General features: G+C 70.3%; 16 protein-coding genes. 13 read left to right on the top strand and 3 right to left on the bottom strand.

The genetic code is table 11. The annotated features are described in order from the left end of the window. Positions 1-29: 29 nt before the first annotated feature. Positions 30-788: a hypothetical protein gene (locus tag ABT118_RS31045; RefSeq protein WP_350676838.1), complete on the bottom strand. Its 759-nt coding sequence runs from the start codon at positions 786-788 to the stop codon at positions 30-32. Continuing rightward, positions 788-2,044, bottom strand: a complete 1,257-nt coding sequence (eccE, locus tag ABT118_RS31050; protein WP_350676843.1) for a type VII secretion protein EccE — start codon at positions 2,042-2,044, stop codon at positions 788-790. The genes ABT118_RS31045 and eccE overlap by 1 nt, the downstream gene beginning before the upstream one ends. A gap of 323 nt (positions 2,045-2,367) precedes the next feature. On the opposite strand from eccE, the gene eccB reads away from it, so the two are divergent. The 4 genes from eccB (at position 2,368) to mycP (ending at position 6,223) form a co-directional block, all read left to right on the top strand. Next, entirely contained in the window at positions 2,368-3,963 is a 1,596-nt protein-coding gene (eccB, locus tag ABT118_RS31055) for a type VII secretion protein EccB (RefSeq protein WP_350676848.1), read from the top strand. A 180-nt stretch (positions 3,964-4,143) separates the two neighbouring features. Then, a complete protein-coding gene (locus ABT118_RS31060) occupies positions 4,144-4,431 on the top strand; it encodes a WXG100 family type VII secretion target (RefSeq protein ID WP_350676853.1) in 288 nt (95 codons plus the stop codon). A gap of 72 nt (positions 4,432-4,503) precedes the next feature. Next, positions 4,504-4,794 (top strand): WXG100 family type VII secretion target, encoded by a 291-nt coding sequence (locus ABT118_RS31065; protein ID WP_350676858.1) that lies wholly within the window; start codon positions 4,504-4,506, stop codon positions 4,792-4,794. Positions 4,795-4,945: 151 nt separating this feature from the next. Then, positions 4,946-6,223: a type VII secretion-associated serine protease mycosin gene (mycP, locus tag ABT118_RS31070; protein ID WP_350676863.1), complete on the top strand. Its 1,278-nt coding sequence runs from the start codon at positions 4,946-4,948 to the stop codon at positions 6,221-6,223. Positions 6,224-6,359: 136 nt separating this feature from the next. On the opposite strand, the gene eccCa is transcribed toward mycP, so the two are convergent. Beyond that, positions 6,360-10,313: a type VII secretion protein EccCa gene (eccCa, locus tag ABT118_RS31075; protein ID WP_350676870.1), complete on the bottom strand. Its 3,954-nt coding sequence runs from the start codon at positions 10,311-10,313 to the stop codon at positions 6,360-6,362. A gap of 484 nt (positions 10,314-10,797) precedes the next feature. Between eccCa and eccD the strand changes: the two genes are divergently transcribed. From eccD to ABT118_RS31120, 9 genes are all read left to right on the top strand, one after another. Next, on the top strand, positions 10,798-12,255 hold the full coding sequence (eccD, locus tag ABT118_RS31080) for a type VII secretion integral membrane protein EccD (protein ID WP_350676877.1): 1,458 nt from the start codon (positions 10,798-10,800) through the stop codon (positions 12,253-12,255). A gap of 137 nt (positions 12,256-12,392) precedes the next feature. Continuing rightward, positions 12,393-12,683, top strand: a complete 291-nt coding sequence (gene rpsO / locus ABT118_RS31085) for a 30S ribosomal protein S15 (protein ID WP_350676882.1) — start codon at positions 12,393-12,395, stop codon at positions 12,681-12,683. Between the two features lie 434 nt (positions 12,684-13,117). After that, a complete protein-coding gene (locus ABT118_RS31090) occupies positions 13,118-15,328 on the top strand; it encodes a polyribonucleotide nucleotidyltransferase (protein ID WP_350676887.1) in 2,211 nt (736 codons plus the stop codon). Between the two features lie 38 nt (positions 15,329-15,366). After that, complete coding sequence (locus tag ABT118_RS31095) at positions 15,367-16,767, top strand: M16 family metallopeptidase (protein WP_502884742.1); 1,401 nt, start codon at positions 15,367-15,369, stop codon at positions 16,765-16,767. Positions 16,768-16,780: 13 nt separating this feature from the next. Further along, entirely contained in the window at positions 16,781-17,521 is a 741-nt protein-coding gene (gene dapB, locus ABT118_RS31100; protein ID WP_350676899.1) for a 4-hydroxy-tetrahydrodipicolinate reductase, read from the top strand. 1 nt (position 17,522) lies between these two features. Next, positions 17,523-17,984, top strand: a complete 462-nt coding sequence (locus tag ABT118_RS31105) for a tetratricopeptide repeat protein (RefSeq protein WP_350676902.1) — start codon at positions 17,523-17,525, stop codon at positions 17,982-17,984. Beyond that, positions 17,981-18,703, top strand: a complete 723-nt coding sequence (thyX, locus tag ABT118_RS31110; RefSeq protein WP_350676907.1) for an FAD-dependent thymidylate synthase — start codon at positions 17,981-17,983, stop codon at positions 18,701-18,703. Before ABT118_RS31105 ends, thyX begins: the two co-directional genes overlap by 4 nt. A 216-nt stretch (positions 18,704-18,919) precedes the next feature. Next, on the top strand, positions 18,920-19,819 hold the full coding sequence (gene dapA / locus ABT118_RS31115; protein ID WP_350676914.1) for a 4-hydroxy-tetrahydrodipicolinate synthase: 900 nt from the start codon (positions 18,920-18,922) through the stop codon (positions 19,817-19,819). Between the two features lie 173 nt (positions 19,820-19,992). Then, a complete protein-coding gene (locus ABT118_RS31120) occupies positions 19,993-21,678 on the top strand; it encodes a ribonuclease J (protein ID WP_350676921.1) in 1,686 nt (561 codons plus the stop codon). Positions 21,679-21,968: the final 290 nt, after the last annotated feature.

Genomic DNA, 21,968 nt, shown 5'->3' on the forward strand with positions numbered 1-21,968 from the left:
CGAGTGCGGACCTCTTGGGGTCGTACAGGTCAGTCCATCCGGCGCGGGCCGCCGAGCACCTGGCCCTCGGCCTCGCCCGGGTTGGTCATCACGAACTGCCGCCGCATCCGGGTCGCCCACAGGGTGATGTTGTCCCCGAGCGTGGGCAGCGCCGCGACCTCCTGGTCGCCGAGCGAGAGCAGCCGGGCCAGCAGCTCGGCCTCCTGCGGGGAGACCCGCTGGATGCCGACCAGGTCGGCCGCGTTGAGCACCCGGGCCGCGTTCGGACCGAGGTAGGGCAGCAGGGTGAGCGTGGTCTGCCAGGGCGAGGCGGAGAGCCGGCTGCGCGGCGGCCGGGCGCCGAGGTCGCGGACCACCAGGACCGGCGAGGCGACCGAGGCGCCCTGGGCGCCGAGTCGGCCGGCCTGGTGGATCGTCACGCACGGCTGACCGCCGCCGGCCGCCTGGGCCATCGGCGCCCAGGCCTGCGGACGGCCGGTCTCGACCGCGATCCGGGCGCCGGTGGCGGCCGCCCTGAGCGCGATCAGCTGGGCCGTCCAGAGGCCGCCGACCAGCGCCAGCTCGTACGAGGTGGGCCGGAACAGGCCGAGCACGGCGGGCTGCTGCTGCGGGTCGACGCCGATCACCACGCCGTCGTCGCCGACCGGGAAGGCCAGCGCGCCGAGGTCCTCGGGGGAGAGCACGTGGCGCTCCCGGCGCGGGCCGCGCAGGCCGAAGCCGGGGAACAGCCTGGAGGTGCGGTGGTCGGACTCGACCGGCGCCTGGTTGGGGTAGGTCTGATAGGCCATCAGGAAGTCCCTCCCAGGGGCAGCGTGGCGAGCAGGCCGGGCGCCTGCTCCAGGTCGAGCCGGGTCAGGCCGATGCCGGCGCTCTGCCCGCGCGACTCCACCAGGCGCCCGACCTGGGCGACCTCGCTCTCGCTCCGGCCGGTGATCCGGACGTGTCCGCTGATCGCCACCGACGTACCGGTGCCGCGGCTCGCGGTCAGGCTGAAGGTGCTGGCCAGCGCGGGCGTGCTGGTGACCAGGTTGACCAGGTCGGGTGCGGCGATCCGGCCCGGGGCGCCGCCGGGGCGGCTGAGCTGGGGCCACTTGGCGATCCAGTAGGTGGCGTGCCAGCGGTCGTCGATCCGCCAGAACTTCCGGCTCTCCTGGGTCCGGCGGCCGTTGCCGCCGCCCCCGCCGGTGCCCTGACGACCCGCCACCGCCATCGGGTTGGCGCAGATCGAGATGGCCAGCGCCGCGATCAGCTCGCGCTCGTCCAGCACGGTCGCGGTGAACCCGGCGCTGTTCAGGCGACCGGCCAGCTGGTCGGTGACGCGCTGGAGCGCCTTGCGGGCGCCCTCCTCGCCGCCGCCGCGGGCCTCGACCGCGCTGCTGGTCAGCTCGGGGCTGAGCTTGAGCGCGACCCAGGTGAGCCGCAGACCGGGAGTGGCCAGGCCGTCCGGGAGCTGGTGGTAGGCACGGGCGGCCAGCGACTGGTCCGGCAGGTGCGGGGCCGGCGCGGGCTGGGTGTGCTGCACCAACTGGACCGATTCCAGGGCGATGTCGTCCACCTGGAGGGCCGAGCAGATCACGTCCAGCGGCAGCGGCAGCGCGGTGCGGTTCGGACGCAGCGGCTGGTCCTTGGCCTGCACCAGCAGGATCGAGGTGAGGAAGGTGCCGTCACCGACCATGCCGGTCTCCCGGCGGACCGGGCGGCCGCCGCCGAGGTCGGCCTCGGTGGCGTGGGTGTACGTGCGCAGCGCGGGCTCGAGTTCGAGCGCGGGCGCCAGCGCCGGGTCGGTCCCGGGCGGCGGCACGTTCAACTGGGCCTGCCGGCGGCGGGCGTTCAGCGCCGAGCGGACCTGGAGGCCCTCGGACAGGGTCCGGCCGTTCAGCGGCAGCAGGGCCAGCACCACCAGCAGCACGGCCGGTACGGCGAACGCCCCGGCCATCGCCTTGTTGATCGTCCAGCCGACCGCCACCAGCGCCGCCGCGACCTCCAGCAGCACGATCTGCTGGAGCCGGAGGCGGGTGCCGAGCAGGCCGGGCCGTGGGTGCACCTTGACCGGCACCGGTGCGGTCGGGCGGGCCGGCCCGGGCTGCGCCCGGCGACTCCCCCTGCCATGCGATGTGCTGCGTCGCCCTGGAGCGGTCTGGCTTGGCATCCCCCGAGTGGCCCTCTCTGATCAGATATCACGGCCCGGTTGACCGGTCGGCAAACCGTACCCGTACCGTACTCACCGTCTGCTGCCGCATCGTAGAGGGTGGACTGCGACTTGCACCCGGCGGGTGGCAGACTCACGCACGGCCTTCACGCCCGGACTCGCGTACGAGCCGGTCGGGCTGACGTACACACAGTTGTCGAACAGGGGAGACGACGAGCATGGCATCACGCCGCGACGAGCTGAACGCATACACCTCGGCGCGCAAGCGCACGGTGGGTGCCTTCCTGCTGCCCTCCGGCGGTGGCAACGACGAGGACGCACCCCGCCCGGTACGGGCGGTGCTGCCGAGTGTCGTGATCGCCGTGGTGATCGTGGCGGGCTTCGCCATGTGGGGTGTCATCAAGCCCAGTGCGCCCAAGGGTTGGGACAGTGGCGACAGCATCATCCAGGGCAAGGAGTCGACCACCCGGTACGTGATCCTGCCGGGCGAGAAGGGCAAGGTCCTGCACCAGGTCCTCAACATGTCCTCGGCCCGGCTGGTGGTGAAGGCCGGCGCCAAGGTGGTCATCGTGGCCGACAAGGTGCTGGACGCCTACCCCAACCACGGTGCCACCATCGGCATCCCGTACGCCCCGGACAAGCTGCCCAGGCCCGATGTCGCGGCCGCCGAGAAGAAGTGGTCGGTCTGCAACAACCCGGACAAGGACGGCACCAAGCCGCCGAGCCAGGTGGTCTTCGTGGCGGCGGGCGCCGACGCGGACAAGCTGGCCAAGCCGGGTCTGATGCTCCAGCCCGGTGAGTCGATGTACGTGCAGGCCCCGCCGGAGAAGGACAAGACCCCGAGCCGCTACCTGGTCGACAACACCGGCAAGCTGCACGCGATTGGCAGCCCGTCCTCCCCCGACGACGAGAAGGACGTGATCGCGGCGGCGCTGTTCGGCAGCGACGCGGTGAAGACCCCGCAGCTGGTCACCAAGGAGTGGCTCAGCACCCTGGAGACGGGCCGGTCGATCGAGTTCGACCGGGTGCCCAACTTCGACCAGAACAAGAAGGTCGACTCCAGGCTGAAGATCTCCCAGCCGGCCGAGAAGCGGGTCGGCCGACTGCTGTTCTTCGACAAGAGCTACTTCGTGGTGGGCCTGGACCAGCTCTACGCGATCTCGCCGTTCCAGGCCGCGCTGGCGCTGCGCGACCCCAAGCTCAGCAAGCTGTACGACAACGGCACCCAGAAGTTCGCGGAGATGTCCGCCAGCGACTACGCCGCGTTGAAGAACTCGATCAACGAGAAGGACATGAAGGACCCCGAGGGCATTCCGGACGAGAAGCCGGCCGAGCGCGCGGTCAACTTCAAGGACCGCAAGGTGCTCTGCAGCACTTTCGAAGGAATGGAAGGCACCAAGGTCAAGCGCTCGGTCTGGGCCGACACCGCCTACCCGGCGACGGTCACCGCGGGCTCGGCCAGCGCCCGGGTCTCGCCCGGCCAGGGCCTGCTGTTCCGGGCCATGGACGCGGCGAGCGCCACCGACAGCTCCGGCTCCAACTTCCTGATCACCGAGACCGGTCTGCGCTACCCGGTGCCGAGCAACAGCGACGGCGGCAAGGCGGGTGCCGGCGCGGGTGCGGGGGCCAGTGCGACGCCTTCGCCGGAGCCGCAGCCGGCCGAGCAGGCGGGCCAACCGCAGGTGAACGAGAACGCCGCCCGCCTCGGCTACGACAAGGTCGCCCCCCGGCCGGTTCCGCTCCAGTGGGCCATGCTGGTGCCGGCCGGACCGGTGCTGACCACCGATTCCGCACGCCAGGCGCAGATCGCCTGACGCTGCCTCAGTTCGGCGACCGCGCCCCGGTGTCATGGCTTGGTAACTACCTGGCTCCCGGTGTTGGGGGACTTGCGGTCGGCGGCTACAGTGCTTTGCAGCACCACACCGTGGTGTTCGACGGACCGTCCGTGCCAGGACAGTCGGTCGAGTTGTCTGTCTCATGGGGGACGGTGGATCATGGCTGGTCAGTTCACGACGACCGCTGAGGAAATGATTGCTTTCGCGAACCGTATCGGTGACGTGAACGCATCTGTCCAGGGCGAGATCCAGAGGCTCAACACCCTCGTCGACGAGATCAAGCAGGGCTGGCAGGGCCAGGCTGCCGCTGCGTACCAGCAGCTGCAGACCCGGTTCAACGAGGACGCCACCAAGCTGAACCAGGTCCTCGACGAGATCAAGCAGGCCATCGAGGCCACGACGAAGCAGTACGCCCAGACCGAAGAAGAGCAGCGGGCGGCGTTCTGAGCCTCTGGCTCGTCAGGCAGTAAGCACGGTCCGGCCTAGGACCGATTCGACTCCATCGGAAAAGGGGACACCATGGGCGACTCGATTCTCGTTAATTTTTCCACCATCCAGAACGCAAGCTCTGAGGTGAAGCAGGGTGCCCAGCGCATCCAGAGCCAGCTGGACGACCTGAAGGCCGGCGTGGCCCGGATCGCCAACAGCTGGCAGGGCTCGGCCCGTGAGGGCTACCAGGCCCGCCAGGCGCAGTGGGACGCCAGCGCGTCCGACCTGCAGCAGGCGCTCACCCAGATCTCGCAGTCGCTGGACAACGCGGCGCAGAGCTACCAGGCCACCGAGCAGAAGAACGCTGGCGTCTGGAGCTGATCCGACCGCCGTCCCGCACGGCGAAGGATGGTAGGAACTGATGGGGCGGGCGTCCGAACGGGCGCCCGCCCCAGGCGCGTACCACCGGGCGGTCGGTCGACCGACCGCCCGGGCAAGGCCGTTCCACGGGGGCACGGCACAGGGTGGGAGCATGAGGGGAAGTCAGGTGTCGTTCGGTACGTACCGCAGGGTCGCCGCCGTTTCCGTGGTCCTGGGGGTGGTCGGCACACTGGCGGCCGGGCCCGCGCAGGCCGACTCGGGCTCGGGCGGATCCGCGCGCTGGTCGCCGCTCGGTATCGCGGCGTCGGCGGAGTGCACCTTCCCGTCCAAGGTCGTGGAGAGCAAGCCCTGGTCGCTCCAGCGCGTGATGCTCGACCAGCTCTGGCAGGACGGCAAGTGGCTCGGCACCGGCATGAAGGTGGCGGTGATCGACACCGGGGTGGACGACGCCAACCCGCAGCTGTCCGGCAAGGTCACGGACGCCGGCAGCTCGCTGCGGGACAAGAGCAACAACAACGCGGTGATCCCGGGCACCGGCAAGACCGATGACGTCGGCCACGGCACCAAGGTGGCCGGGATCATCGCCGCCCGGCGGGTCAAGGAGACCGGCTTCAGCGGTCTCGCCCCGGAGGCGAGCATCCTGGCGTACCGCCAGAACGACGCCAAGGGCAACGGCGACGTGGGCACCCTGACCGACGCGATCAAGGCGGCGACCGCCGCGGACGTCGACGTCATCAACATCTCGCAGGACGTCCGGGCCACCGACGAGTTGGGCAACTTCAAGGACAAGGACAAGCTGCACGACGCGATCATCGAGGCCGACCGGAGGGGCATCGTGATCGTCGCCTCGGCCGGCAACGACGGCCGGGAGGGTGACACCTGGCCCGCCGCCTTCGACGAGGTGCTCGCGGTCGGCGCCTCGGACCGCAACAACGAGCGGGCCTCGTTCTCCCAGTACGGCGACTTCGTGGACATCGCGGCGCCCGGCGTCGACATGCTCTCCACGGTGCCCGGCGGCGGCCACTGCGTGGACAACGGCACCAGCTTCTCCACGCCGTACGTGGCCGGAGTGGCGACGCTGCTCAAGCAGAAGTACCCGGGCTGGACGGCGAAGCAGATCCGGGTCCGGCTGCTGCAGACCGCGCAGCGGGTCGAGCGCAAGAACAACCGCTTCGTCGGCTGGGGTGTGGTCGACCCGGTGAAGGCCCTGAGCAGCGACGCGCCGCCGGCCGAGGAGCCGAAGGAGGACGAGGCCAAGGTCCTCGCCACCACCCGGCTGCAGGCCCAGCCGCTCGGCCTGGCCGAGACCCAGGCGGACCGTGACGCCCGGACCGCCACCTATGCGCTCGGCGTGGGCGGTCTGCTGGTCGGCGGACTGGCCGGCGGCTCGATCGTCATGCGCGACCGCAGCAGGCGCCGCCAGGACTAGCAGTCCGTCGCACGACACCCGTTGAGGCCCGCGCAGCCCCGCTGCGCGGGCCTCCGGCATTCGCGGGGCGGGGGCCACGCAAAGGGCCGTGGCCCCTCCCGGAGGAGGGGCCACGGCCCTTGCTGCGTGCGGCCCGTTACGGCGCCGGGAGCCAGCCCGTCTGGACGGTCTGGCCGGCCGCCTGACGGCGGGTCACCAGCTGACCGCGGCCCGCGGGCAGCGGCTGCGGCTTGACCGTGCCGAGCAGGGCGCCCTCGCCCTTGTCGCCGGACATGATCAGGCCCTGGCCGCCGAGGTCCTTCATCCGCTGCATGATCGGCTCGAACAGCGAGCGTCCCGCACCACCGGAGTTGCGCGCGATGATGATGCGCAGACCGATGTCGCGGGCGAACGGCAGGAACTCGGCCAGCGGCGCGAGCGGGTTGCCCGAGGAGGTGGCGACCAGCTCGTAGTCGTCCACGATCACGAACATGTCCTTGCCGGTGTACCAGCTGCGGCTGCGCAGCTGCTCCGGCGTGACGTCCGGACCGGGCAGGCGGCGCCCGCAGGCGCCGCGCAGCATCTCCACGACCGCCGTCATGGCGGGCGCGGCGGCCGCGTACTCGACCAGGTACTCCGGCGGGACGACGCCGAGCAGGGCGCGGCGGAAGTCGCCGACCACGATGCCGGCCTGGTCCGGGGTGTACCGCTCGGTGATCTGCTTGATCAGCATCCGCAGCACCGAGGACTTGCCGGACTCGCTCTCACCGAACACCACGAACAGCGGGTCGGTCTCGAAGTTGAGGAACACCGGCGCGAGTTCGACCTCGTCGACGGCGAACGCGACGCCCAGCTCGGGCCGCTCGAAGCCCTTGGGCAGCGAGTTGCCGTCGAGCACCTGGGGCAGCATCCGGACCTGCGGCGCGCGCGGTCCGGTCCAGGCCGCGGAGACCTGCCCGACCAGGTCGGCGACACCGTCGACCATGTCCTCGATCTCCGAGACGCCGTCGAGCCGGGGCAGACCGGAGAGGAAGTGCAGCTTGTCCGCGGTCAGACCGCGGCCCGGCTGCCCGGCCGGGACGTTCTGCGCGACCTTGCGGTCGATCTCGGACTCCATCGAGTCACCGAGTCGCAGCTCGGTGCGGTTCTGCAGCAGGTCCTTCAGCGCCGGGCGGACCTCGGCGTAGCGGGCGGCGGTCAGGATGACGTGCACGCCGTAGCCGAGACCGCGCTGGGCGATGTCGGCGATGACCGGTTCGAGGGACTCGAACTCCTGCTTGAAGGTGAGCCAGCCGTCGATGATCAGGAAGACGTCGCCGAACTGCTCGTCCGGGAGCTGGCCGTTGGCCCGCTTGGTCCGGAACGTGGCGATGGTGTCGATCCCGGTCGCCCGGAACAGCTCCTCACGGCGGTTGAGCACGCCGTGCACCTCGCTGATGGTCCGTCGGACCTTCTCCACGTCCAGTCGTCCGGCCACCCCGCCGACGTGCGGCAGGCCCTGCAGGCCCTGGAAACCGCCACCGCCGAAGTCGAGCAGGTAGAACTGCGTCTCGATCGGGGTGTGGGTGACCGAGAAGCCCGCGACCATGGTGCGGATCATCGTGGACTTGCCGGAGCGCGGACCACCGACGATCAGACCGTGACCGGCCGCGCCGGAGTAGTCCTGGTAGAGCACGTCGCGGCGCTGGTCGCGCGGCTTGTCGACGATGCCGACCGGCACCACCAGCCGGCCGAGCGCGCCGAACTCCGGTGAGGTGAGGCCGCGTTCGGGCGTCACCTGGAGCGGCGGCACCAGCTGGTCGACGGTCGGAGCCGCCTCCAGTGGGGGCAGCCAGACCTGGTGGGCCGGCGGGCCCTGGCCGAGCATCCGCTGCACGAAGACGTCCAGCATGGTGTCCAGCAGGGAGTCGTCGATCTCCTCGACCTCCTCGAACACCTCCTCCACCACCGGCTCGATCACCGCGACCTCGGCCGCGGTGAACAGCACCGGCAGGGCGGTCGCCGCGCGGCCACCGGTGACCCGGACCGCGCCCGGCGGACGGTAGGCACCGGAGACGTACGCCGCCCGGAACCGCTCCATCACGTCGGAGCCGAACTTGAGGTAGCCGACACCGGGGACGGGCGGCAGGTGGTACGCGTCCGGGACGCCGATCGCGGCCCGCGACTCGGCGGCCGAGAAGGTGCGCAGGCCGAGCCGGTAGGACAGGAAGGTGTCCAGACCGCGCAGCTTGCCCTCCTCCAGTCGCTGGGAGGCGAGCAGCATGTGCATACCCAGCGAACGGCCGATCCGGCCGATCTGGATGAACAGGTCGATGAAGTCCGGCTTGGCGCTGAGGAGTTCGGAGAACTCATCGATGATCATGACCAGCGAGGGCAGCGGGTCGAGCGCGGCACCGGCGGCGCGGGCCCGCTCGTACTCGTTGATGTTCGCGTAGTTGCCCGCCGTGCGCAGCAGCTCCTGCCGGCGGTTCATCTCGCCCTCGATCGAGTCGCGCATGCGGTCGACCAGGGTGAGCTCACCCTCGAGGTTGGTGATGACGGCGGCGGTGTGCGGCATCTCCGACATACCGGCGAAGGTGGCACCACCCTTGAAGTCCGCGAGGACGAAGTTGAGCACCTCGGAGGAGTGCGTCACAGCCAGCGCCAGCACCAGGGTGCGGAGCACCTCGGACTTGCCGGAACCGGTCGCGCCGACGCACATGCCGTGCGGGCCCATGCCCTCCAGCGAGGCTTCCTTGATGTCCAGCCAGACGTACTCGCCGTTGGTGCCCACCCCGAGCGGCACCCGGAGCTTCTCCCGCATCGGGCGCGGACGCCAGTGCCGGGCCGGGTCGAAGGCACCCGGGTCGCCGGTGTCCATCATCTCGGTGAAGTCCATCGAGACCAGCGAGGGGTCGCCGTCGTCGCCGCCGGCCGACACCCGGAACGGGGCCAGCTGGCGGGCCAGCGCCTCGGACTGCCAGGAGGACAGCGAGTCCGGCTTGCCGGAGTAGGAGGCACCGGAGGCGGACTCCAGCAGCAGCTCCTCCTTGCTCAGCGTGATCACCAGGTGCCCGCTGGGCTCGTCCAGGTCACCCGGGACGACCTCGATGATGGTGACGCCCTCGACGCCCTCGGCACCGGCCAGCACCGAGTCGTGCGGCACCGCGGCGCCGTCCATCACGATCACCAGGTGCGGCTGGTCCGGCGAGGCCACGGCGTCCCGGGCGAAGCCCTTGCGCCCGGCCAGCTCGTCCGCGAGCAGCACCTCCAGCTCACCGAGACCGGCGGCGATCAGCCGGCGCGAGCCGGCCCCGTCGCTCTCCTTGCGGTGCTGGGTGTGCGGCAGCCACTTGGCCCACTCCCACTCGTCGATCGCACCCGGTGCCGCGGCCACGCCGACCACCAGGTCGTCGGGGGAGTGCAGGGTGGTCAACTGGGCCAGCATCGCCCGGACGTTGCCGTAGACGGTGTCCGGGTCGCCGCAGACCGTGATGTGGTAGAAGGCGCGCAGCGAGATCGCCAACGGCAGGTCGTGCAGGGTGCCGTGGGCGGTCAGGAAGTCCTTCATGGCGGCCGCCGAGAGCGGCTCCAGCTCGTCCAGCGGCGCTGTCTCCGGCGCCTTCAGCGGGGTGTTCAGCTGCTGTGGACCGCGTCCCAGCCTGATCTGCGCGAAGTCCGGGTCGGTCGGCCGCCGCTCCCAGAGCCGGCGGCCCTCGGTGACGATCGACCAGAGCTGGTCCGGCTCCGGGTGCAGGAAGAGCTGCGCACCGCGCTGCCGGTCCGCCGTGCGGCGGACCTGACGGCGCATCTGCTGCAGGTACTTGAGGTAGTCGCGGCGCTCGTCCGCGGTCCCCGCGCTGCCGCCCTTGCGGGCCTTGATGATCTGGGCCACCGCCATGCCGGCGGTGGAGGCGACCATCAGGACACCCATCATCTTCATCGGGCCCTGGGCACCGGGAGAGAAGAAGAAGGCCGCCGAACCACCCATGCCGAGCAGCGGCAGCATGGACATCATCCAGTCCTCGCCACCAGCCCTCGGCAGCTCGGGCGGAGGCACCAGCTCCACCGGCTCGTCCGGCACCGGGGGCGGATACGCCCGGGCCGGACGCTTGACCGTAATCACACTCACTGGCATCAACCCTCACGCAACTGGGATACGTACGGGATGAGGGCGCCCCGTGTGATGACGCCGCCCCCGCTCCGCCGATCGCAGGCACTCACGGGTCGCGCGTCTCGCCCCCGTACGCCTCGCGCAGGGGCCGATCCTACTGGTCACCCCTGTTCGGTTCGAGCACGGGGGCGTACGCATCCCGACCGTTACCGTTCGAGTGGACGGAAGATCGGTAAGAAGGGGTCAAACCGGTCAAGCGCGGGCGGGGTGATGGCCGTTGACGCCATATCACCTTCACCGCACGCACACGGAGCGCGATCAGGTGCAGGTCACGGCTTGACGGCCCGTCCGGGACCCGGTAGCGCTCCGTACCCCATCTGGCGGTAGGGTGTCGCCGCGCCAACTCTTGGCCGGACCGCCCTCATTGAAGACGACGGGCAGCGTTCGGGTCCGCCAGGGGCGTCAAGCTGACCAATGGACACAGCAACAGGGGGAAGTGCCGGTGAGCTCAAACGCTACGACCGGATTCTGCCGGGTCACCGTCGTGGCACCGGACAGCCGGATCGACGTCGCACTGCCGGAGGATGTGCCGCTCGCGGACATCTACCCCGAGGTGCTGCGGCTCTCCGGCCAGACCCAGGTGGACGGCGCACCGACCGGCTTCCACCTGGTCCGCCGGGACGGCACCGTGCTGGACAGCGGCCTGCCGCTGGCCGCCCAGCAGATCCGGGACGGCGACCTGCTGAGCCTGCGTCCGTTCGCCGAGTCGCTGCCGCCCGCGGTCTACGACGACGTGGCCGACGCGATCGCCAGCGCGGTCGCCGCCGACCGCCGCTTCTGGGGCCCGGACCTGATGCGCTCGTTCGGCCTGATCGGCGCCGGCGTCCTGCTCGGCCTGCTGGCCTTCGCGCTCTGGTTCGCCGACCTGCGGCACGACATGCACGGCCTGCCCGGCATCCTGTCCGGCGTCATCGCGGTCGTGCTGGTCACCTTCGCCAGCGTCCGGGCCCGGGTGTACGAGGACCACGACGCCGCGCTCGCGCTCGGCCTCGGCGCCCTGCCGCACACCCTGATCGCCGGCTCCGGGATCATGGCGGTGGCCACCGTCGGGGACGGCCCCGGCCGGATCCAGCTGCTGGTCGGCTGCGTCGCCATGCTGGTGGTCTCGGTCCTGCTGGTCGGCATGCTGCCGGAGAAGGACTCGCTCTTCGTGGCCTCCTCCTTCCTGTCCGCGGCCGGCACCCTGGCCTCGTTCGCCGCCGTGCTGCTCCCGGACACCTCGGCCACCGACATCGCCGCGGTCACCGCCGTCGCCGCGATCGCCGCGATCGGGTTCCTGCCCGCCCTCTCGGCCCGCTTCGCCCGCCTGCCGGTCGGCTTCAGCGCCCCCGGCCAGACCCGCAGCCGCGGCAGCAACTTCGCCGAGGAGAGCGACCGCTCGGAGACGGTCCAGTACGAGCGGATCGCCCACCAGGCCCGCCGCGGCCACGAGGTGCTGGTCGGCCTGGTCGGCGGCTGCGCGGCGGTGCTGGTCGGCGCCTGCGCCGTGCTCGGCTTCAGCGACCGGATGTGGGCCGAGCTGCTCGCCCTCGCGGTCGGCGTCACCACCATGCTGCGGGCCCGGCTGTTCCGCTACACCGGCCAGGTCTTCGCGCTCACCATCGCCGGCCTGGCCGGCCTGGCGCTGCTGGTGATCGGCCTCTCGCTGCACACCCCGCAGTTCATCCTGACCGCCACCAGCTCCACCTCGGTGGACCTGCGCACGGTCTGGCTGTCCGCCTCGATCGCGGCCGGCGCGGCCATCCTGACCGGCATCGCGCTGGTCGTCCCCCGGGTCGGCGTCTCGCCGTTCTGGGGCCGCATCCTGGACATGGTCGACAGCCTGATGCTGATCGCGCTGGTCCCGCTCGCCCTCGCCGTGCTCGACGTCTACGGCCTGGTCCGCGGCGCCACCAGCTGACCCCAAAGCTCCGACCGGCGCCCGTCGTCACCCCGCGGAAGGGGGTGGCGGCGGGCGCTGGTACTCTTGGGCAGTCCGAGTTCAGTCAGATCCCTGTGCCGTCTACCAGGGTCACTCGGAAACATGAAGGAGATGCCGTGGCTCTCGCCGCTGACGTCAAGAAGCAGATCATCGCCGAGTTCGGCCAGAAGGAGGGCGACACCGGCTCCCCCGAGGTCCAGGTCGCCATGCTCTCCCGCCGGATCTCGGACCTGACCGAGCACCTCAAGCTGCACAAGCACGACCACCACTCGCGTCGTGGCCTGCTGATCCTGGTCGGCCAGCGCCGCCGCCTGCTGAAGTACCTGGCCGCCAAGGACATCGAGCGCTTCCGTGCGCTCGTCGAGCGCCTCGGCATCCGCCGCGGTGCCGCCGGTGGCGCCCGCTAAGACCGCCGTGCAGGGGCGGCTCCCCGTCACAGGGGAGCCGCCCCTCGCCGTCTGCGTTGATCGCTGTACGGCCCGAACGGCCCGCCGCACCACGAGCGTGGTAAAAGCGGGCTCTGTAGGGTGTGAATTTGTAAGGTGAGGGGCATGTCCGGTCCTGACGCCGACGACGAGTCGGCCGGACCAGGACAGCAACAGACATCACCGAGCGGGCCGAAGGCTTCAAACGGAAGCCGCCCGCATCCGGAGGAGCGTCCAGACGCGACCGCCGACCAGGCCGCCGAGAGGCGCCGGTCCTCGGTAGTGGCCGCCGGGATCCCCACACGGGGGACAGCCCGGAGGCTTCGATCGAAGACCGGCCCGACATCTGCCCAGGGCGCCGGAAGGCAAGCGCAGGGACGCTCCTCGGGAACCGTACGAAAGAGGAGATCTTCCAGGTGGAAGAGAACGTGTTCTACGCCGAGGCCGTCATCGACAACGGCAGCTTCGGCACCCGTACCATCCGTTTCGAGACCGGCCGGCTGGCCCGTCAGGCCGCCGGCTCGGCCGTGGCCTACCTGGACGACGACACCATGGTGCTGTCGGCCACCAGCGCCTCCAAGCAGCCGAAGGAGCACTTCGACTTCTTCCCGCTGACGGTCGACGTCGAGGAGCGGATGTACGCCGCAGGCCGCATCCCCGGCTCGTTCTTCCGTCGTGAGGGCCGGCCCTCCGAGGACGCGATCCTCACCTGCCGCCTGATCGACCGCCCGCTGCGCCCGTCCTTCGTCAAGGGCCTGCGCAACGAGATCCAGGTCGTCTGCACGATCATGGCGCTCAACCCCGACCACCTGTACGACGTGGTGGCCATCAACGCCGCCTCGGCGTCCACCCAGCTGGCCGGTCTGCCGTTCTCCGGCCCGATCGGCGGCGTCCGCGTCGCGCTGATCAAGGGTCAGTGGGTGGCCTTCCCGACCCACACCGAGCTCGAGGACGCCGTCTTCGACATGGTCGTGGCCGGCCGCGCGCTGCCCGACGGTGACGTCGCGATCATGATGGTCGAGGCCGAGGCCACCGCGAAGACCATCAAGCTGGTCGCCGACGGCGCCGAGGCCCCGACCGAGGAGATCGTCGCCGCCGGTCTCGAGGCCGCCAAGCCGTTCATCAAGGTGCTCTGCGCCGCCCAGTCGAAGCTGGCCGCCCAGGCTGCCAAGCCGACCGGCGAGTTCCCGGTCTTCCTGGACTACCAGGACGACGTGCTGGCCGCCCTCTCGGACGCCGTCAAGAGCGACCTGGCGAAGGCCCTCACCATCCCGGGCAAGGTCGAGCGCAACAACGAGATCGACCGGATCAAGGGCGTCGCCGCCGACAAGCTGCTCCCGAAGTTCGAGGGCCGCGAGAAGGAGATCAGCGCCGCGTACAACGCGCTGACCAAGAAGATCGTCCGCGAGCGCGTCATCACCGACAAGGTGCGCATCGACGGCCGCGGCGTCACGGACATCCGTACGCTGGCCGCCGAGGTCGAGGCGATCCCGCGCGTGCACGGTTCGGCCCTGTTCGAGCGCGGCGAGACCCAGATCCTGGGTGTCACCACGCTGAACATGCTCCGGATGGAGCAGCAGCTCGACACGCTCTCCCCGGAGACGCGTCGCCGCTACATGCACAACTACAACTTCCCGCCGTACTCGGTCGGCGAGACCGGCCGCGTCGGTTCGCCGAAGCGCCGCGAGATCGGCCACGGCGCGCTGGCCGAGCGGGCGATCCTGCCCGTGCTGCCGACCCGCGAGGAGTTCCCCTACGCGATCCGCCAGGTCTCCGAGGCGCTGAGCTCCAACGGCTCCACCTCGATGGGCTCGGTCTGCGCCTCGACCATGTCGCTGCTGAACGCCGGTGTGCCGCTCAAGGCCGCCGTCGCCGGTATCGCGATGGGCCTGATCTCGCAGGAGATCGACGGCGAGACGCACTACGTCACGCTGACCGACATCCTCGGTGCCGAGGACGCGTTCGGTGACATGGACTTCAAGGTCGCCGGTACCCGCAACTTCATCACCGCGCTGCAGCTCGACACCAAGCTGAACGGCATCCCGGCCTCGGTGCTGGCCGCCGCGCTGAAGCAGGCCAAGGACGCGCGTCTGCACATCCTGGACGTGATGAACGAGGCGATCGACACTCCGGACGAGATGTCGCCGAACGCCCCGCGCATCATCACCATCAAGATCCCGGTGGACAAGATCGGTGAGGTCATCGGCCCGAAGGGCAAGATGATCAACCAGATCCAGGAGGACACCGGCGCGGACATCACCATCGAGGACGACGGCACCATCTACATCGGTGCGGTCGACGGTCCCTCGGCGGAGGCTGCCCGTACGACGATCAACCAGATCGCCAACCCGACCATGCCGGAGGTCGGCGAGCGCTACCTGGGCACCGTGGTGAAGACCACGACGTTCGGCGCGTTCGTTTCGTTGATGCCGGGCAAGGACGGCCTGCTGCACATCTCGCAGATCCGCAAGCTCGCCGGTGGCAAGCGCGTGGAGAACGTCGAGGACGTGCTGGCCGTCGGCGCCAAGGTCCAGGTCGAGATCGCCGAGATCGACCCGCGCGGCAAGCTCTCGCTGATCCCGGTCGTCGAGGGCGAGGACGGCGCGGAAGACGCCGCCTCCGAGTGACGCACCGTTAGCTCATCGCGGCCCGCGCACTCCTCGGAGTGCGCGGGCCGCACCCTGTTGTTCGCAATTTTTCGGAAGGAAGGCCAGTGGCTCAGGCCTCCGCGGCGCAGCAGCGCCCCGGCTCCACCCGGACCCTGCTCAAGGGCGTCGACGGGGCCGGTACGGTACGCCGCACCGTCCTGCCCGGCGGTCTGCGGGTCGTCACCGAGACCCTCCCGACGGTCCGCTCCGCGACCTTCGGCATCTGGGTCGGCGTCGGCTCCCGGGACGAGACACCGGCGCTGAACGGCGCCACGCACTACCTGGAGCACCTGCTCTTCAAGGGCACCGCCCGGCGCAGCGCGCTGGAGATCTCGGCCGCGCTGGACGCGGTCGGCGGTGAGATGAACGCCTTCACCGCGAAGGAGAACACCTGCTACTACGCGCGGGTGCTCGACACCGACCTGCCGCTGGCCATCGACGTGGTCTGCGACATGCTCACCGGCTCGCTGATCCGCCCCGAGGACGTCGAGGCCGAACGCGGCGTCATCCTCGAGGAGATGGCGATGGCCGAGGACGACCCGGGCGACGTGGTGCACGACCTGTTCGCCAAGGTGCTCTACGGCGACACCCCGCTCGGCCGGCCGATCCTGGGCACCCAGGAGACCGTCACCGGCCTGACCCGGGACCAGATCGCCGGCTTCTTCCACCGCCGGTACAAGCCCGAGCAGTTGGTCGTCGCGGCGGCCGGCAACCTGGACCACGCCCGCGTGGTCCGGATGGTGCAGAAGGCCTTCGCGCCGGTGCTGGAGAAGTCGAAGGGCCACCCCGCCGAGGTCAGGCGCGGCGTCCGCGCGGTCCGTACGGCGGGCCGGGTCGAGGTGCTCAACCGCTCCACCGAGCAGGCCCACCTGGTGCTCGGCGTCCCCGGCGTGCCGCGGCACGACGAACGCCGCTGGGCGCTCGGGGTGCTGAACGCCGCCCTCGGCGGCGGGATGAGCTCCCGGCTGTTCCAGGAGGTCAGGGAGAAGCGCGGGCTGGCCTACTCGGTCTACTCGTACTCCTCCTCCTACGCCGACAGCGGCCTGTTCGGCATCTACGCCGGCTGCCAGCCCAAGCGGGTCGAGCAGGTGCTGCAGATCTGCCGCGAGGAGCTCGCCAAGGTGGTCGCCGACGGCATCACCGAGGAGGAGCTGACCCGGGCGATCGGGCAGATCTCCGGCTCCACCGTGCTCGGCATGGAGGACACCGGCTCGCTGATGAACCGGATCGGCAAGGCCGAACTCAGCTACGGGCACCACCTGTCGGTGACCGAGATGCTGGAGAAGATCGCCTCGGTCACCCTGGCCGACGTGCACGCGGTGGCCCGTGATGTGCTCGGTGCGCACAAGCCGTCGCTCGCGCTGATCGGCCCGATCGCCAAGAAGCGGGCCGACGCGCTCGCGGACCTGTTGGCCTGAGAGGACTACTGAGATGTCGTTGCCCGTCGCCGTGATCGGCGCCACCGGCCGGATCGGCTCCGAGGCGGTCAAGGCCGTCTCGGCCGCCGCCGACCTGGAGCTGACCGCCGCCCTGAACCGGAACTCCTCGCTGGAGGAGCTGAAGGGCACCCGGGTCGCGGTCGAACTCACCCACCCCGACTCGGTGATGGCCAACCTGGAGTACTGCGTCCGCAACGGCATCCACGTGGTCACCGGCACCACCGGCTGGACCGAGGAGCGGCTGGCCACCCTGCGCGGCTGGCTCGCCGACGCCCCGGAGGTCGGGGTGCTGATCGCGCCGAACTTCTCCATCGGCGCGGTGCTCTCGATGAAGTTCGCCCAGCAGGCCGCGAAGTACTTCGAGACCGTCGAGGTCGTCGAACTGCACCACAACCACAAGGCGGACGCCCCCAGCGGCACCGCCACCCGCACCGCGCAGCTGATCGCCGCCGCCCGCGACGCGGCCGGCCTGCCCCGGCAGGACGACCCGACCACGCACGGCCTGCCCGGCGCCCGGGGCGCCGACGTGGACGGTGTGCCGGTGCACTCGGTCCGGCTGCGCGGCCTGCTGGCGCACCAGGAGGTGCTGCTCGGCGACAGCGGCGAGACCCTGACCATCCGGCACGACTCGCTGCACCACAGCTGCTTCATGCCGGGCATCCTGCTCGGCGTGCGCAAGGTGGTCGAGGTCCCGGGGCTGACCTTCGGCCTCGAGCACTTCATGGACCTCTGAGATGACCTCCCGCACCGGGTTCTTCGTCCTCTCCGCCGCACTGCTGCTGGTCTCGCTGGTCTGCATCGGCGAGGGGGTCCAACTCGTCGCCACCGGGAAGCCGTTGGGGATCGGCCTCGGGCTGTGCGCGTTCGTCGTGCCGGGCATCGGCGTCTGGTTCCTGCGGCAGACCGTGCGGTTCGGCCGGGCCAGTGAGCGGCTGGCCCGCGAGCTGGAGGCCGAGGGCGGCCTGCCGGTGGACGAGCTGCGCCGCACCGACGCCGGCCGGATCGACCGCGCCTCGGCCGACGAGGTGTTCGCCCGGCGCAAGGCCGAGGCCGAGCAGAGCCCGGGGGACTGGCGGGTGTTCTTCCGCCTCGCCGTGGCGTACGCCGACGCCGGTGACACCCCGCGGGCCCGAAAGACCATGCAGCACGCCATCAAGCTGCACGGAAGCACAGTTCAGATTGGGAGTACGAAGTGAGCAGCGAAGTGAAGTTCCGCGACGACGTCACCGTGCAGTTGGTGCGCAGCGCGGCCGCTGACTCGGACGTGGTCTGGTCCGCTCGGGTCTCCACCGCCGGCGAGCAGTCGCTCGAGGCCCTGGCCCAGGACCCGGAGAAGTCAGCCGGTCTGATCAACTTCCTGATGCGGGACCGGCACGGCACCCCCTTCGAGCACAACTCGATGACCTTCTTCATCAGCGCGCCGATCTTCGTCTTCCGCGAGTTCCACCGGCACCGCAGCGGCTGGTCCTACAACGAGGAGTCCGGCCGCTACCGCAACCTGGAGCCGGTCTTCTACGTGCCCGGCGCGGACCGCAAGCTGGTCCAGGAGGGCCGCCCCGGTCGGTACGAGTTCGTCGACGGCACCCCGGAGCAGGCGAGGATCACCGCCGAGGCGATGGAGTCGTCCTACCGGGCTTCCTACACCGCGTACCAGGAGATGCTGGACGCCGGTGTCGCCCGCGAGGTGGCCCGGGCCGTGCTGCCGGTCGGCCTGTTCTCCTCGATGTACGCGACCTGCAACGCGCGCTCGCTGATGCACTTCCTCTCGCTGCGGACCAAGAAGGAGAACGCCACCGTGCCGTCCTTCCCGCAGCGCGAGATCGAGATGGTCGCCGAGGGCATGGAGGCGGAGTGGGCCAAGCTCATGCCGCTCACCCGTGCGGCCTTCGAGAAGCACGGCCGCGTAGCCCCCTGACCTGGGCTTACCGGCATATGAGTGGCTTGCCTGGCATGTCTGGATTGCGGCCCTCCGGGGCGCTCCCTAGGCTCAGGTCACGGATTCCGGTGCTGCTTGAACCCCCGAGCACGCAGCACCGGAATCCCATCTTTCGACCGGCCCCGGCCCCACCACCTGTCCGAACCCTGGACCGGCCTGGGTACCCCCCGGCCGCCTACGAGTAGTTTTGGACGCATGGCTCCGACCTCCACCCCCCAGACGCCCTTCGGCCGGGTCCTGACCGCCATGGTCACCCCGTTCACCGCCGACGGCGGGCTCGATCTCGACGGCGCGCAGCGCCTCGCCACCCACCTCGTGGACTCCGGCAACGACGGACTGGTGCTGAACGGCACCACCGGCGAGTCCCCGACCACCAGCGACGCCGAGAAGGCGCAGCTGGTCCGCGCCGTGGTGGAGGCGGTGGGCGACCGCGCACACGTCGTCGCGGGGGTCGGCACCAACGACACCCACCACAGCGTCGAGCTGGCCCGGCAGGCCGAGGCCGCCGGGGCCCACGGCCTGCTGGTGGTCACGCCGTACTACAACAAGCCCCCGCAGGAGGGCCTGTACCGGCACAGCGTCACCGTCGCGGACGCCACCGAGCTGCCCGTGATGCTCTACGACATCCCCGGCCGCAGCGGTGTCGCACTCGCCACCGAGACGCTGGTCCGGCTCGGCGAGCACCCGCGGATCGTCGCCAACAAGGACGCCAAGGGCGACCTCGGCGCGGCCTCCTGGGCGATCGCCCGCAGCGGCCTGGCCTGGTACTCCGGCGACGACATCCTCAACCTGCCGCTGCTCTCGGTCGGCGCGACCGGCGTGGTCAGCGTGGTCGGCCACGTGGTCGCCGCCGAGCTGCGGACCCTGATCGACGCGTACCAGGCGGGCGACGTGGCCAAGGCCACCGCGATCCACCAGGGTCTGCTGCCGGTGTTCAGCGGTATGTTCCGGACCCAGGGCGTGATCCTCGCCAAGGCCGCGCTGGCCCTGCAGGGACACCCGGCCGGGCCGCTCCGGCTGCCGCTGGTCTCCGCCACGCCGGAGGAGATCGCACAACTGAGGGAGGATCTCGCCGCCGGCGGGGTACACCTGTAACAGACAAGACGTGCGCGCCCCGGCTCGCCGGACCTCCCGAGGTCTGCCGCTGAACCGGAACGACGGCGCGAAGCACCAGGACCTGGCAAGTAGGAAACCATCGAGGCACGCACGCCATATGTCTTCAGGGCGCGAACCCCTTGGCATATGGCGTGCGTCGTAAGGAGAGTCTTTTGAGTCACCCGCATCCCGAGCTCGGCGCACCCCCCGCTCTCAAGCCGGGCGCCATCCGCATCACCCCGCTGGGCGGCCTGGGCGAGATCGGTCGCAACATGACCGTCCTCGAGCACGCCGGCCGGCTGCTCATCATCGACTGCGGCGTCCTCTTCCCCGAGGACGAGCAGCCGGGCATCGACCTGATCCTGCCGGACTTCTCGTCCATCCGGGACCGGCTCGACAAGATCGACGGCATCGTCCTGACCCACGGTCACGAGGACCACATCGGGGCCGTCCCGTACCTGCTCCGGGAGAACCCGGACATCCCGCTGATCGGCTCCAAGCTCACCCTCGCGCTGATCGAGGCCAAGCTCGCCGAGCACCGGATCCGCCCGTACGTGCTGGAGGTCAAGGAGGGCGAGCGCGAGCGCATCGGCCCCTTCGACTGCGAGTTCATCGCGGTCAACCACTCCATCCCGGACGCCCTCGCGGTCGCCGTCCGCACCCCGGCCGGCATGGTCGTCGCCACCGGTGACTTCAAGATGGACCAGCTGCCGCTGGACGGCCGGCTGACCGACCTCCCCGCCTTCGCCAAGCTGGCCGAGGAGGGCATGGACCTGCTGCTGGTGGACTCCACCAACGCCGAGGTCCCCGGCTTCATCCCGCACGAGCGGGACATCTCCGCCGCGCTGCGCACCGTCTTCGCCAACGCGGACAAGCGCATCATCGTGGCCTCCTTCGCCAGCCACGTGCACCGCATCCAGCAGGTGCTGGACGCCGCGCACGAGCACAAGCGCAAGGTCGCCTTCGTCGGCCGCTCGATGGTCCGCAACATGGGCATCGCCCGTGACCTCGGCTACCTCAAGGTGCCGGGCAACATGATCGTCGACGTGAAGACCCTGGACGACCTGCCGGACAAGGACGTGGTCCTGGTCTGCACCGGCTCCCAGGGCGAGCCGATGGCCGCGCTGTCCCGGATGGCCAACCGCGACCACCAGATCCGGATCGTCGAGGGCGACACCGTGATCATGGCCTCCTCGCTGATCCCCGGCAACGAGACCGCGATCTACCGCGTCATCAACGGCCTGACCCGCTGGGGCGCCAACGTCGTCCACAAGGGCAACGCCAAGGTGCACGTCTCGGGCCACGCCTCGGCCGGCGAGCTGCTGTACTTCTTCAACATCTGCAAGCCGAAGAACCTGATGCCGGTGCACGGCGAGTGGCGCCACCTGCGGGCCTGCGCCGACCTCGGCATCAAGACCGGCGTGCCGAAGAACCGTACGGTCATCGCCGAGGACGGCGTGGTGGTCGACCTGGAGAACGGCGTCGCCAAGATCGTCGGCAAGGTCCAGGCCGGCTACGTGTACGTCGACGGCTCGTCCGTGGGCGACATCACCGAGCCGACCCTGAAGGACCGCCGGATCCTCGGCGAGGAGGGCTTCATCTCGGTCTTCGTGGTGGTCGACTCGGCCAACGGCAAGATCGTGAGCGGCCCGACCATCCAGGCCCGCGGCTCCGGCATCGAGGACAACTCGTTCGGTCCCGTGGTGGCCAAGCTCCAGGAGGCCCTGGACCGCTCGGCCAGCGACGGCGTGCTGGAGGTCCGGCAGATCCAGCAGCTGGTCCGCCGCACCATCGGCAAGTGGGTGGCGGACAACTACCGCCGCCGGCCGATGATCCTCCCGGTCGTCGTCGAGGTCTGAGCCTGATTTGACTTGGGGCAACCCGGTGCGTAATGTTCTCCGGGTTGCCCCAAGCGCGTGCCGGTACCGCTCGAATTGAATTCGAGAAGGGAAAGCAGCCCGAGAAACTCTGATAGAGTTCGGGAGCGCCGAAAGGCACAAGGCCGAAAGGCAAAAGCGAATCGGAAAGCGCCGAACGGCGAATATGATAAGCTTGAAACACGAAAGAACGAAGCGCCCGGAGGGTCCGCCTGATAAGCGGCTCGAAGGAAGTGTCCGTTCCTTGAGAACTCAACAGCGTGCCAAAAGTC

It is taken from the genome of Kitasatospora sp. NPDC002040 (assembly GCF_040296785.1).
GTDB lineage: Bacteria > Actinomycetota > Actinomycetes > Streptomycetales > Streptomycetaceae > Kitasatospora.

What these genes read in the sequence shown, in the direction of transcription:
- ABT118_RS31045 (WP_350676838.1), bottom strand. Translation starts at nt 788, where the DNA reads ATGGCCTATCAGACCTACCCCAACCAGGCGCCGGTCGAGTCCGACCAC.
- eccB (WP_350676848.1), top strand. Translation starts at nt 2,368, where the DNA reads ATGGCATCACGCCGCGACGAGCTGAACGCATACACCTCGGCGCGCAAG.
- ABT118_RS31060 (WP_350676853.1), top strand. Translation starts at nt 4,144, where the DNA reads ATGGCTGGTCAGTTCACGACGACCGCTGAGGAAATGATTGCTTTCGCG.
- ABT118_RS31065 (WP_350676858.1), top strand. Translation starts at nt 4,504, where the DNA reads ATGGGCGACTCGATTCTCGTTAATTTTTCCACCATCCAGAACGCAAGC.
- mycP (WP_350676863.1), top strand. Translation starts at nt 4,946, where the DNA reads ATGAGGGGAAGTCAGGTGTCGTTCGGTACGTACCGCAGGGTCGCCGCC.
- dapB (WP_350676899.1), top strand. Translation starts at nt 16,781, where the DNA reads ATGTCGTTGCCCGTCGCCGTGATCGGCGCCACCGGCCGGATCGGCTCC.
- ABT118_RS31105 (WP_350676902.1), top strand. Translation starts at nt 17,523, where the DNA reads ATGACCTCCCGCACCGGGTTCTTCGTCCTCTCCGCCGCACTGCTGCTG.
- dapA (WP_350676914.1), top strand. Translation starts at nt 18,920, where the DNA reads ATGGCTCCGACCTCCACCCCCCAGACGCCCTTCGGCCGGGTCCTGACC.